The following is a 14,004-nucleotide window of genomic DNA, read 5'->3' as shown; positions in this document are numbered from 1 at the left end:
AACGGCGCATGCCTGGATAAACACAAAAATCTTCGCCGGCGCGGGTTTGGGCTGGCACCTTCACAGAGTTTTTTCATGAGCGAAAAACACCCCCTCTTGCGCAGCCTGGCGATTTACCGGGAGATGCCCTGGCGCTTCGCCCTGGTGGCGGCGTTGTATATCGCGGTGAACCTCGGGCTGGTCTGGCAGCAGTGGTTGATCGGCCACGCGGTCAACGACGTCAGCGCCGGTCGTGCGGTGGTTCGCCAGGCCGATGGCAGTCTCGACGCCAGCCTCGGCTGGTACTGGCTGTGGCTGATGCTCGCCGTGGCCCTGGGTCGCGGCGTGTTGCAATACGCCGCCAGCGTGTTGTCGCTGGTGCTCAGCCAGGAACTGCTGACGCGCCTGCGCGAGCGCATCCTGCAACAGGTGCAGAACCTGCACCTGGGTTATCACTGGCAACACGGGATGGGTGAAATGATCACCCGCACCACCCGCGATGCCGACAAGGTGCGCGACGCCCTGATCAGCTTCTGGCGTCAGGTGGTGGAAACGCCGTTGGTGGTGCTGGCCACGGTCGGCCTGTTGAGCTGGTACAACCCGCTGCTGGGCCTGGTGCCGCTGCTACTGACAGTGTTCGGCCTGTGGATTTTCGTGCGCCAGACCGAACACCTGGTCAGCCTCGACCGCGCCGTCGGCGAGGCCTACGACCGGGTCAATCAGGACCTCAGCGAAGGCATCGGCGGGGTTCGGGTGATCAAATCGTTTGGCCTGGAGCACAGCCGCATCCAGCGTTTCGCCGGGCAAGTGGCGGTGTTCGCCGAGCACGCCCGCCAGGCCCTCGCCTATTCGAGTTCGCGGATTCCGTTACCGCAAGCCGTCGTCGCCCTCGGCCATGTGTGGATCCTGGTCTACGGCGCGCACCTGGTGGCCACCGCGCAGTTGGGCATCGGCGAGCTGGTGACCTCACTGCTGATCGCCACCACTCTGGTGTTCCGCATCGAAGGCATTGGCCGGGTCATGCAGACCTTCGCCGACGCACGCTCCAGCGCCGGGCGCATCTGGCAACTGCTGGACGAGCCGGCCGCCATCCGCAGCGGCAGCGCCACCCTGCCCGACACACCGTTGGGGCTGAAACTGGAACACGTCAACGTCAGCGCCCCTGGCGGCGGCCTGGACATTCTGCACGACTGTTCGCTGACCTTGCAGCCGGGCGAAATCGTTGCGCTGGTGGGCGCCACCGGCACCGGCAAAAGCCTGTTGGCCAGCTTGTTGCCACGCCTGACCGACATCAGTGCCGGTCGCCTGCTGATCGGTTCGGACAGCGCCGGCTGGCAGGACATCCGCCAGCTGGACCTCGACGAGCTGCGACGGCGGGTCCACGTGGTGCCGCAGGAAAGCTTCCTGTTTTCCGACACCCTCGCCGCCAACCTGCGCCTGACCCACCCCGGCGCCAGCGATCAGCAATTGCGCAACGGTCTGCGCCTGGCCGCCGCGGAAGATGTGCTGGAACGCTTGCCACAAGGCCTGGCCACGCCGCTGGGCGATCGCGGTGTCACGCTGTCCGGCGGCCAGCGCCAGCGTCTGAGCCTGGCCCGCGCCCTGCTCGGCGCACCGGACATCCTCTGCCTGGACGACGCCACCAGCGCCCTGGATGCGATCAGCGAACGCCAGGTGCTGAACAACATCCGCCAACTGCGCCGCGACCAAGGCCGCGCCACCACGTTGCTGGTGATCTCCAGCAAGCTCTCGACCATCCTCCTGGCGGACCGCGTGCTGATGCTGCAGGACGGCAACATCGTCGCCAACGGCACTCACACGGAACTGCTGAACACCCACCCGGACTACCGCGACCTGCTAGGGATCGATCATGGCTAACCCAATCGCCGGCAAGGCCCTGAGCGATATAGAAATTGAAGAGATGCTCGCCAAAAAGGCCCTGGACCGTAGCATGTTCAGCCGCCTGCTACCGCTGCTGAAACCGATTCGCGGGCACATTGTCGGCGTCATCGGCATTGAGCTGCTGCTGGTGTGCACGGTGTTCCTGCGCCCGTGGTTCGTGCGCGAGTTGCTCGACCGCGGATTGATCCGGCAGGACGATCACTGGCTGCTCGACGAGCGTCTGGTGCTGTGGCTCGGCCTCGGCCTGGCGGCCAGCTGGCTCGGGCGATTCCTCCTTGCCGGCGTCTCGCAGTTCGTCGCCGGTAGCGCCGCCATCCGCGTGCTCAATGACTTGCGCGTGCGGGTATTTGCCCACGTTCAGAGCCTGAGCGTCAGCTACTTCGACCGGACCAAGGCCGGGCGCATCATTTCCCGCGCCGACCGCGATGTCGATGCGCTGGAACCGCTGTTGATCCAGGGCCCACCGGAACTGCTGGGCGCGCTGCTGCGCTGCGGGCTGGCCGCGGTGATGCTGTGGCGGATCGACCCGCGCTTCTTCCTCAGCCTCGCCGCAACGGTGCCGTTGCTGGTGCTGGCGACCTGGAGTTTCAAGCGTATCTCGCAGCGCAACTGGGCCAAGGTCGCCGAGAACCGCAGCCGCTTCACCGCCCACCTGGTCGAGAGTGTCAGCGGTGCGCGCATGTTGCAGCAATGTTCGCGACAGGCACCCAACCTGCAGCGCTACCGCGGCCTGCTGGATGATTTCAATCAGGCATTGATTCGCGGCAGCCTGCGCTCCAGCTGGTTTGCGCCCTTCACCGCGCTGCTCAGTTCCGCCGGCATGGCGCTGCTGTTGCTGGTGGGCGCCTATGGGCTGGCGCAGGCGGACGTGACCGTAGGCCAGATCGCCGAGAGCCTGTTTTATGTGTTCCTGTTCCTCGGGCCCTTGCAGGAGCTTTCCGACCTGTTCGAGCGCTACGCCACCGGTTCGGCCTCGGCGCAGCGGATCTTCCTGCTGCTCGATACGCGCCCGGAAATCACTGACAGCGCTGCGCCTCTGCGGGTTGGCAAGGCCCGCGGCGAAGTCAGTTTTGAGCAGGTGCGCTTTGCCTACGATGCCGGTCAGTCCGCACCGGTGATCAATGACCTGGACCTGCACATTCCGGCCGGTGAGGTGCTGGCGATTGTCGGCCCCTCCGGTCACGGCAAGAGCACCCTGGTGCAGTTGCTGACGCGTTTTTATGAAGCGCAATCGGGGGCGGTGAAACTCGACGGTATTGATGTCCGCGACCTCACCCAGCAGGAACTGCGACGTAACGTCGGCGTGGTGTTGCAGGACAATGTGCTGTTCAGCGGCAGCATCCTCGACAACCTGCGCCTCGCCGCGCCGGAGGCCGACGATGCCCGCCTGATCGCCGCGGCCCGCGAGCTCGGTGCCGACGAAGTGCTGGAGCGCCTGCCGCATCAGTACCACACCGAAGTCGGGCCGCTGGGGGCACACTTGAGCCATGGCCAGCGGCAGCTGGTGTGCCTGGTCCGCGCCTACCTCGCGGATCCGGCGGTGCTGGTGCTGGACGAGGCCACCTCGGCCGTCGACATCCACACCGAGCGGCGCATTCAGCGCGCGTTTCGCCGACTCTGCGAGGGCCGCACTGCAATCATCATTGCCCACCGTCTGGCGACCATCCGCGATGCCGACCGCATTGCGGTGATTCGCCAAGGGCGTTTGGTCGAGCAAGGGCCGCACAGGCAGTTGATCGATCAGGGCGGCGCGTATGCGGCGCTGTACCAGACCTACCTGCGCAGTGCCGAAGCAGGGGCGTCGATAGACGATATCGTCGCCACCGCCCCGGCGTGAGTGAGACCGCCATTGCCAGCAAGCCGGCTCCTACCTAGGCGCCGACTTGCTGGCGAAGACGATCGGCATAACAGCGCAAAACCACCTGCTGCACCCCGAACAACCACTGCTGACGGACTGCTGCTCCAGAAGCAGCTCTACCCGCTGATTGCTCAACCATCCCAGGCAAACACCCGCCGCCACGGGCCGAAACCCGACTCGCTGACCATGGCATGTCCGTTGCAACCACCCTGACAAGGCGTCCACGCATTTGCGCGACGCAACGCGTACTTGAATCAGGAGCATCCCATGAGCACTGAATTTTTCTGGCGCCTGCCGCTGGGTACCGACGGTCCGCAATTGACCACGGACAAGCACAACCGCGGTAACCCGCACTACCGTCCCGGCAACATCGCGCCAGGGCGTTTGCCCAACGGTGAACCGGACGACTTCACTTACATCGACTACATCGCCCAGGTCGCGAAGGCCGCGGAACTGGCCGGGTTCGAAGGCGCCCTGTTGCCCACCGGCCCTGAGCCGTGGATCGCCGCCGCGGCGCTGGCCCGGGAAACCCGGCGGATCAAATTCCTGATCGCGTTCCAGGCCACCTGGACCCTGCCGGCCTACGCCGCCCAGCAGGCGGCGATCTTGCAGAACCTCAGCCGCGGCCGCCTGGAGTGGAACATCATCACCGGTGGCAACCCGGCCAGTCAGCGCGCCAACGGTGATTTCCTCGAACACGACCTGCGCTACAAGCGCACTGGCGAATTCCTCGACATCATCCAGGGCCTCTGGGAGAACGAGCGCTTCTCCTACGACGGCGATATCTACCAACTGGAGAATGGCGCCCTGCCCCACGGCCTGCACAACGAGCGCAAACCCGGGGTGTATTTCTCCGGATTCTCCGACGCTGCGCTGGAGGTCGCCGCCAGGCACGCCGACGTTTACCTCAACTGGGCCGAACCGATCGACAAGCTCAAGCCGCACATCGAGCGGGTCCGCGAACTGGCGGACAAGCAAGGCCGCAGCGTGCGTTTCGGCTTGCGCGTCGACCTGTTCGCCCGGGAAACCGAAGAGCAGGCGTGGAAAGATCTGCGTCGCCAGTTCGACAAGCTCGACGGCAAAAGCAGCGTGGTCGCCAAAGGCTTTACCAGCGGCTCCGATTCGGTCGGCGGCGCGCGGCAGACGGCCTACCACCAGAACGTCGATCGCTTCGACGACCTGATCATCGGCCCGAACCTGTGGGCCGGTTTCGCCAAGGCCAAACCGGGGCCGACCGTGGGCCTGGTGGGCAGCCACCAGAACATCGCCGAACGCCTGTCGGAATACCGCGACGCCGGGTTCTCGACGTTCATCCTCGCCGGCAATCCGCACCTGGAAGAAGCCTTGCGCATCGGCCAGGAAGTGCTGCCGCTGGTGCATCAACGCGCGGTCGCCACCCCTGCCACTCACTTGAAGGCCAGCGCCTGAACGCTGCGGGAGAATCATCCATGACACAACCACTCGACACTCTCTGGTACACCCGCTGTCCGGTCCCGACCGGGCTTGGCATCGCCGTGCAGAAAGGCTGGCTGCAAGACACCGTCGGCGCCCTCGGTACCGAGGTTCAGTCGCTGCGCGAGTCCGCTGACAAAGCCGTGCGTGAATCGCATTTCGATCACACCTTGCGTAATTCCGTGCGCCACGGCGGCAACATCCCGGCGATCTGGGCGCGCGCACAGGGTCGGGAAACCCGTGTGATCGGCCTGTCCTGGGCTGATGAAGTGCAACTGATCCTGACCCGCGCCGACAGCGGCATCAAAACCGTCAAAGATCTCAAAGGCCGGCGTTTTGGCCTGCCGGACTGGGCCGGGGCGCAGATCGACTTCACTCGCGCCCAGGCCCTGCGCGGCCTGGAAAACGCGCTCAAGCTGGAGGGCCTGCAAGTCGGCGACGTGCAGCTGGTCAACTTCCGTTACGACGGTACGTTCAGCGACCCGCAGGTGCAGACCGTGAACGGCACGCCGGTCAGCGCTCAGCGGGTAGAGGGTCGCAACCTGGAACTGGTCGGCCTGCTGCGCGGCGAGGTCGATGCGATTTTCCTCAAGGGCGCCAGCGCGGCCCGCCAGGCCCATGAATTTGGTCTGCACACGGTGATCGATACCGGCTCGCACCCCGACCCGCTGATTCGCAGCAACAACGGCACCCCGCGCACCCTGGCAGTGGACCTGAACCTGCTGGACCAGCATTTCGACGTCGCCACCGGCATCCTCGATTCCGTGCTGCGCGCCGAACAATGGGCGCACATCCACCCGGAAGAAACCCGACGCTACCTGGCCCGGGAAACCAACAGCAGCGAATACTGGGTCAGTGCCGCGTACGGCGATGACGCGCACCTGCGCCTGCGCACCGAACTCGACGAGCAAGCCATCAACGCCTTGCAGGATTTCACGCACTTCCTGCATCGCTGGCGCTTCATCCCGAACAGCTTCGATGTGCGCGACTGGATTGATCCAAGGCCGCTGCAAGCGTTGCTCGAAGCACCCACCGCACTGGCAGGCTAACCCGCCAGGTTTCATGGATTCGAACTGAAGACCCTTATGAGCAAACCACTCGATACGCTTTGGTACACCCACAGCCCGGTGCCCACCGGGCTTGGCATCGCCGTGCAGTCCGGGCGCCTGGCGGAAGCCTTCCTGCCGTTCGGCACCAACATTCAGTCCTTGCGCGAATCCAGTGAGCGAGAGGTTCGCGAAGCCCACTACGACCATCACCTGAAAAATTCGGTGCGCCATGGCGGCAACATTCCGGCGATCTGGGCCTACGCCAGCGGCGTGAAAACCCGGGTGCTGGGGTTGTCGTGGAGCGATGAGGTGCAGTTGATCCTGACCACCGCGGAAAGCGGTGTGAAGAGCATTCGCGACCTGAAAAACCGTCGTTTCGGCGTGCCGAAATGGGCCAACGTGCAAATCGACTTCACCCGCGCCCAGGCCCTGCGCGGCCTGGAAAACGCCCTCAAGCTCGAAGGCCTGGAAGTGTCCGATGTCGAGCTGGTGGACTATCCCTATGGCGGCACCTACAGCGACGATCAGAAGCAGCACGTCTTCGGCTCGGAAGTCAGCCTGGGTGTTTCGCGCTTCAGCAAACGCAACAACGAACTGATCGGCCTGTTGCGCGGCGACATCGACGCGATCTTCCTCAAGGGTGCCCATGCGGTCCACCTGGCGAACGAATTCGGTTTGCACGTGGTGGTCGATACCGGCTCGCACCCGGACCCGCTGATTCGCTCGAACAACGGCACGCCACGCACGCTGACCGTGGACACCCATCTGCTGCACGAGCATTTCGACGCCAGCGTGAAAATCGTCGATACCGTGTTGCGCACCGAACAATGGGCGTGGGCCAATCCGGATGAAACCCGGCGCTTTCTGGCGCGGGAATTGAACACCAGCGAGTACTGGGTGGCCGCGGCGTACGGCGAAGATGCGCATCGGCGTTTGCGCACGACCCTGGATGCACGTTCGATCGAGGCGCTGCAGGATTTCACCGATTTCCTGCATCGCTGGGATTTCATTCCACGACGGTTCGATGTGCGCGAGTGGATCGATTTCAGCGCGCTGGAGACGGTGATTGGTTCGACGTCGCGATTGGCGGTTTGAGTCATTCGTCGTTTGTAAGACCGCAATCGCCGGCAAGCCGGCTCCCACAGGTTTTGCGTCACCCCTGCAGGAGCCGGCTTGCTGGCGATAGCCTGCGCAAGGCCTACACATTGCGTGCCCAGCAACACATCCCCGCCCCACCGCTGCTGCTCCAGCAACACCCGCCAAGCAACTTTCTGCTGAATCCATGACAGGCTCTTAGCGCCATACTGGATCCAACTAACGCACCTATTAAAAAACGCCTGAACCTGCAACTTTAATCAACAATAAAACCTATACAAAACAATACTTTAATAAAACTAAAGAACCATTAAAAACACTTGGCACGATCTCTGCTCTAGCCCTCTTAGCAAAACTTTAACGGGGGAGATTCACATGCATAAACTTAATCCAATCACCAAGAGTATCTGGCTCAGCTTGCTGCTTGCCGGGGGCGGCGTCAGCGAGGGGTTACTGGCCGCAGAAGCCACGGAAGCCGACAGCAACAAGACCACCACGGAGCCTTCACTCAAGACCGTCACCGTCACCGCTCAACACCGGGAAGAAACGCTGCAAGACGTTCCGGTCGCGGTGTCGGCGATACAGGGCACCAACCTGGTGGCGGACGGCGTGCGCTACATCGGCGACCTGACGACTTTCGTTCCCAACGTCGCGGCGAAAAACCCCGACGGCGATGGACGACCGCGTTGGTACATTCGTGGCCTGGGCACCGGTGACACCGGCGCGGCCACGGTATTCCCGGTGGGGATCTACGCCGATGACGTTTATCTGAACGCACCGATTGCCGGTGGCGGGCCGTTGTTCGACCTGGAGCGGGTCGAGATTCTGCGCGGTCCGCAGGGCACTCTTTACGGCAAGAACACCACCGCCGGTGCGGTGAACATCATCTCCAGGAAGCCGACCTTCGACACCGACGGGTTCGGCACCATCGGCTTTGGCAGCAAGAACGAACGGATTGTCAGCGGTGCCCTCGGCGGCGCGCTGGTGGATGAAAAACTCGCGGCGCGGGTGTCGCTGTATTCCGAAGAACGGGACGGCTTCCAGAAGAACCTCGTCGACGACAACACCTACGGCGACGTCAACAAGAAAGCCGTGCGCCTGCAATTCCTCGCCCAGGTGAACCCGGACCTGGATGCGTTGTTGAAGATTCACAGTCGTGAATTCAAAGGCGACGGCAGCAACGGCTCGCTGACCGAAGGCCGCTATTACAACGTCGGCTATCAACGGCCGAGCGGGCGCGACATCGCGATCAACGTCAATGAAGATTCCAAGCTCAATCACGACGGCACCTCGCTGACCCTGAACTGGCATCTGGGCGATTACACCCTGACCTCGATCAGCGCCTATGACTACATCCGCGGCCAATCCACCAGTGATGCCGACTACACACCTTACGAAGTGAACGGCGCGGCGATTTCCGACAACAAGTACACCCAGTATTCCCAGGAACTGCGCCTGGCCTCGCCACAGCAGGAGTCCCTGCGCTGGCTGGTGGGCGCGCATTACTTCCACGAGGACCTCGACAGCTCGGCCCAGCGCATCATCACGCCTGGGCCGACGCCCAACGGCACCGGCTCGAACCAGACCGGTGGTGCCACCGATTACCGTGATCTGGGCTTCGATCACACCACCGACAGTTATGCGTTGTTCGGCAACCTGACCTACGACTTCACCGACAACTTCAGCGTCACCGGCGGCCTGCGCTGGACCCAGGAAAAGAAAGACATCGACCTCGACCTGACCCAACTGACCCGCACCACGGCCAACGGTCCGCTGGTGCCGCTGGGTGGCGTCGGCACCAACGGCAGTCGTGATGAAAACAAGACCTGGGAAGCCTGGACCTACGACCTGACGCCGGAATACCGGATCAACGACAACGTGCGGGTGTTCTTTCGCTACGCCCACGGTTTCCGTTCCGGTGGCTTCAACACCGGTTTGTCCACCAGCCTTGCGCAGCTGACCACGGTCGACCCGGAACAGCTCGACGCCTACGAAATCGGCCTCAAGTCGGAGTGGTTCAACCATCGCCTGACCGCCAACGCGAATATCTTCTACTACGACTATTCGGACATTCAGGTGAACCTGCTGACGGTCAACAATGGCGTACTGACCACCGCGCTGACCAACGGCGCCAAGGGTACGGTCAAGGGTGCCGAGCTGGAGCTCGAAGGCCAGCCGACCGATTACCTGCACTTGCGGGCGGCGGTGTCGTTCCTTGATACCGAATACACCGACTTCAAGAACACCAACCCGAACACCGGCGTCGTGACCGGTGACTACAGCGGCAACAGCTTCGTGCGCTCGCCGCGCAACGTGGTGTCGCTCGGTGCCGACTACACCTTCCCGCTGGAAATCGGCGGCAAGCTGGTGGCCGGTGGTGACGTGAGTTTCCGCGACAAGGAATATTTCCTCGCGGATCGCCAGAGCAGCGCCGACAAGACGCTCAGCCAGTCCCACTACACCCTGGCCAACAGCCGCCTGACCTGGTACAGCCCGGATGAAAAACTCAGCGTCACCGGTTTCGTCAACAACGTCACCGACCGTCGCTACCAGGTCCATGGCCGGCCGAACGGCACCCTGGGTCAATACGTCATCACCTACGGCGACCCGCGCACGGTTGGCCTGAGCGTGACCAGCCGCTTCTGATCCGGATTGCGCGTGGCTCGAGGGCCTCATCGCCAGCAAGCCGGCTCCTACAAGAATGTAGCGCACCCAGCTTCAGCAACACCGCTCACCCCTGTAGGAGCCGGCTTGCTGGCGATGGGGCCCTTAAGTCATGCGTCGCCAGTCGGGACGCCATCGCCAGCGAGCCGGCTCCTACAAGGATGTGGCGCACCCAGCTTCAGCAACACCGCTCACCCCTGTAGGAGCTGGCTTGCCAGCGATGAGGCCCCCGAGTCATGCGTCGCCAGTCGGGACGCCATCGCCAGCGAGCCGGCGCCTACAAGGATGTGGCGCACCCAGCTTCAGCAACACCGCTCACCCCTGTAGGAGCTGGCTTGCTGGCGATGGGGCCCTTAAGTCATGCGTCGCCGGTCGGGACGCCATCGCCAGCAAGCCGGCGCCTACAAGGATGTGGCGCACCCAGCTTCAGCAACACCGCTCACCCTGTAGGAGCCGGCTTGCTGGCGATGGGGCCCTCAAGTCATGCGTTGCCGCTTGGGAAGCCATCACCAGGCCGGCGTACTTTTTTGGAAGGAATCTATTCATGTTTCATCGCACTCCTTTGGCCGGCGCCATCGCGCTGGTCGTTGGCAGCCTTGCCATGCCTGTCGAAGCTGCCGACACTCAACCTGCCGCCAAGAGCGATCACCTCGACACCGTGGTCGTGGTCGGCACCCGGCGCAGTGATGTCACGGCCCTGGAAAGCGCCGCGCCGGTCGATGTGCTGTCGGGCGAGCAGCTGCAACAGACCGGCGCCGGCGACCTGTCCGGCGCGTTGACCGCACTGTCGCCGTCGTTCAGCTATCCGCAAGCACCTCAGGGCGCCTTCGCCGGTTCCATCGCCCAAGGCGCCTCGCTGCGCGGCCTGGCTTCCGATCAGGTGCTGGTGCTGGTCAACGGCAAACGCCGTCACACCAGCGCCAATGTCACCCGCCAGAGCCTGGTCAACGGCCGGGGCGCGGCGGCGGTCGACCTGAGCCTGATTCCCTTGAGCTCGATCCAGCGCGTGGAAATCCTCCGCGACGGCGCCGCCGCCCAGTACGGCTCCGACGCCATCGCCGGGGTGATCAACATCGTGCTCAAGGAAAAGGACGACGGCGGCAACCTCGGCTACCGCTTCGGCGGCTACGACAAAGGCGACGGCATTTCGCGCAAACTCAGCGGCTGGAAAGGTTTTGCCCTGCCCAACGACGGCTTCCTGACCCTGAGTTTCGACGCCGGCAGCCAGGACCCGGCCAGCGACACCAACCCCGACAACCGGATCTTTTACCCCGGGTCCACCAGCATCAACACCCCGCGCGAACAGAACAACCGCTATCGCACCTGGCGCTGGGGCTCGGGCAATGTCTCGGACCAATACAACTTCGCCGCCAACAGCGAAGTCGGGATAGGCGAAGGCTTGACCGCCTATGGCTTCGCCACCTACTCCCACAAGAACACCGACGCCGAAGGCTTCTTCGACCCGCCGACCACGCTGCGCAACAACTACAGCAGCACCGCCCTGCGGCGCTTCCCGGACGGGCGCCTGCCAATCACCCGCTATTCGCTGGAAGACTACGCACTGACTGGAGGCCTGCGTTACGAAGACGACCTGCTGGGCAAATTCGACCTCGCCGTGAACCATGGCAACAACACCCTGAAGTCCACCGACCGTAACGCGATCAACCCGAGCTGGGGCGCCACCAGCCCGGAAAAAATCTACACCGGGGAACGTGAGGCCGATCAGACCAACGTCACCCTGGACTGGGTACGGGACTTCCCCACCGACCTGCTGTTCAAGCCGCTGACGCTCTCCGCCGGCCTGGCCTGGCGCCAGGAGAACTACGAACTGAGCGCGGGCGAAGCGGCCGGCTGGCAGAACGGTCCGTTGTTCAACACCGTCGACCCGGTCACCGGCCGGCGCATCCCGGGTTACTACTCGGGCATCACCCAGGTCGATGCGGCCTCCCTGGATCGCAACGTGCTGGGGGCGTACATCGACGCCGAAGGTCAGATCACCGAGAAATTCCAGGCCGGCATCGCGGTGCGCACCGAGCACTATTCGGACTTCGGCGACACCACCAACGGCAAGCTCTCCCTGCGTTATGACTTCACGCCGCAGATCGCTGCGCGGGCCACGGCCAGCACCGGTTATCGCGCGCCGTCCCTGGTGCAAAGCGGTTTGTCCTCGTTCAGCGTGCAGGTGGTCGAGCAGCCGCCGGGCAGTGGCAATTACGCCGAGGTGCAACAACGCACATTGCGCGCCGACAGCCCGGAAGCAGCGTTGCTCGGCGGCAAGTCGCTGAAACCGGAAGAGTCCACCAGCTACTCCCTCGGCCTGGTCTGGCGACCGCTGGCCAATGCGTCAGTGACGCTGGACGCCTACCGGATCAACATCGACAACCGCATCACCCTTTCCGACCAGTTGCCGGCGGCGGTGGTCTCGCCGATCTTCGCCGGTACGCCGTACGCGAACATCCAGAGCGCGGCGTTCTACACCAACGTTGCCGACACCCGCACCGACGGGATCGAACTGACCGGCAACTATCAGTTCGATCTGCAGCAGTGGGGCCGCCTGAACCTGAGCAGCGGCGTGAGCCAGAACAACACGAAAATCACCGCGCTGCGGGATGTCGGCAACATCCGCGGTTCGCAGATTGTCGGGCGCACTACCCAGGGCCTGATCGAGGACGGCACGCCTGAAACCAAACTGGTTCTCAGCGCCAACTGGCTGTATGAGAACTGGGGTGTGACCGTGGCTCAGCGCCGTTATGGCGAGTGGAAAAGCCTCAACGCCACCAACCCGACCCTGGACCAGACCTACAGCCCGCAATGGGTCACCGACCTGGACTTGTCGTACACCTTCGACAAGGCGCTGAAGGTCTCGGTGGGTGCGATCAACCTGTTCGATACCCATCCGGACAAGGCCGACGGCGCGCAGCTGTATGGCGTGCCGAAGTATTCGATCACCAGTCCCGAAGGAGCCCAGGGGGCGTTTTATTACACCAGTGTCAGTTACGAGTTCTGACGAGGCTGCTGGTGGGGTGTTGCTGGGGCAGCAAACGGTGTTGGCATAGCATCAATCAACGGTGTTTTCACTGGCGTCATCGCTGGCAAGCCAGCGCCTACAGGTCATGCGCCGTCCCTGTAGAAGCTGGCTTGCCGGCGATGGCGTCGGCGGCAACACCAGGATCCCCTGACGCTGGCACACCTCTTGCGATACCCCTCCGGTACTTCGCCGAAATAAGACCCGCCATGCGCACCCGACGTCTGTTGTTTTCCCTGACCTGGCTCATCTCCCCCATCGCCCTGTTGCTGCTGTGGGCGGTGGTGGCCGAGGCCGGGATTTTTCCGCGCAACCTGCTCGTGCCGCCGGCGCAGGTGTGGCAGACCTTCGAGGAGCTGTCGGCCAGTGGCGAGCTGCTCGACCACCTGCTCAACAGCCTGTCACGCCTCGGCCTGGGCTTCGGCATCGGTTCGCTGTGCGGGCTGGCGTTCGGTGTGTTGATGGCACTGTCGAAAAACGTCGAGATCTACTGCTCGCCGCTGTTCCACACCCTGCGCCAGATTCCCAGCATCGCGCTGATCCCGATGTTCGTGCTGCTGTTCGGCATCGATGAAACCTTCAAGATCATCATCGTCGCCAAGACCGCGTTCTTTCCGGTGGCCCTGGCCGCCAGCGAAGGCGTCAAGGCCATCCCGCGCAGCTACTTCGAAGTCGCTGACGTGTATCGCCTGCGCTGGCCGACCTTCGTCCGCGAGATCGCCCTGCCCGCCGCCGCGCCGCCGATCATCACCGGTTTTCGCATCAGCCTGACCCGCGCCTGGGTGGTGCTGGTGGCCACCGAATTGCTCGCGGCCGACAGCGGCCTCGGCCAGATGATCGAGATGAGTCGACAGATGTTGCGCATCGATGTGGTGATGGTCGGGATCGTCGTCACCGGCCTGATCGGTTTCGCCCTGGACTTCACCTTTCGCCAACTGGAACAGCGCCTGTTCCGCTGGCAAACCCGCTAGGAGCCGACG

8 protein-coding genes are annotated in these 14,004 nt (G+C 63.6%); all 8 read left to right on the top strand.

Annotated features, from left to right (window positions below):
* The first annotated feature begins 75 nt into the window (after nt 1-75).
* The 8 genes from NTD84_RS15455 to NTD84_RS15420 all read left to right on the top strand — a co-directional run bounded on the left by NTD84_RS15455 (nt 76) and on the right by NTD84_RS15420 (nt 13,995).
* Nucleotides 76-1,857, top strand: a complete 1,782-nt coding sequence (locus NTD84_RS15455) for an ABC transporter ATP-binding protein (protein ID WP_262167022.1) — start codon at nt 76-78, stop codon at nt 1,855-1,857.
* Nucleotides 1,850-3,718: an ABC transporter ATP-binding protein gene (locus NTD84_RS15450; RefSeq protein WP_262167020.1), complete on the top strand. Its 1,869-nt coding sequence runs from the start codon at nt 1,850-1,852 to the stop codon at nt 3,716-3,718. The genes NTD84_RS15455 and NTD84_RS15450 overlap by 8 nt, the downstream gene beginning before the upstream one ends.
* 288 nt (nt 3,719-4,006) lie before the next feature.
* Nucleotides 4,007-5,167, top strand: coding sequence for an LLM class flavin-dependent oxidoreductase (locus tag NTD84_RS15445; protein ID WP_262167018.1), 1,161 nt, complete (start codon nt 4,007-4,009; stop codon nt 5,165-5,167).
* Between the two features lie 20 nt (nt 5,168-5,187).
* A complete protein-coding gene (locus tag NTD84_RS15440; RefSeq protein WP_262167016.1) occupies nt 5,188-6,240 on the top strand; it encodes an ABC transporter substrate-binding protein in 1,053 nt (350 codons plus the stop codon).
* A gap of 36 nt (nt 6,241-6,276) precedes the next feature.
* A complete protein-coding gene (locus NTD84_RS15435; protein WP_262167013.1) occupies nt 6,277-7,335 on the top strand; it encodes an ABC transporter substrate-binding protein in 1,059 nt (352 codons plus the stop codon).
* Between the two features lie 375 nt (nt 7,336-7,710).
* Nucleotides 7,711-9,981, top strand: coding sequence for a TonB-dependent receptor (locus NTD84_RS15430; RefSeq protein WP_262167011.1), 2,271 nt, complete (start codon nt 7,711-7,713; stop codon nt 9,979-9,981).
* A 562-nt stretch (nt 9,982-10,543) separates the two neighbouring features.
* A complete protein-coding gene (locus tag NTD84_RS15425; protein WP_262167010.1) occupies nt 10,544-13,006 on the top strand; it encodes a TonB-dependent receptor plug domain-containing protein in 2,463 nt (820 codons plus the stop codon).
* A 227-nt stretch (nt 13,007-13,233) separates the two neighbouring features.
* Complete coding sequence (locus NTD84_RS15420) at nt 13,234-13,995, top strand: ABC transporter permease (protein ID WP_262167008.1); 762 nt, start codon at nt 13,234-13,236, stop codon at nt 13,993-13,995.
* The last annotated feature ends 9 nt before the right edge of the window (nt 13,996-14,004 follow it).

Origin of the sequence: Pseudomonas sp. 14P_8.1_Bac3, from assembly GCF_025466085.1 — a bacterium.
GTDB lineage: Bacteria > Pseudomonadota > Gammaproteobacteria > Pseudomonadales > Pseudomonadaceae > Aquipseudomonas.
Note: the sequence above shows the minus strand (reverse complement) of the source record. Positions and strands in the feature narration are given on the sequence as shown.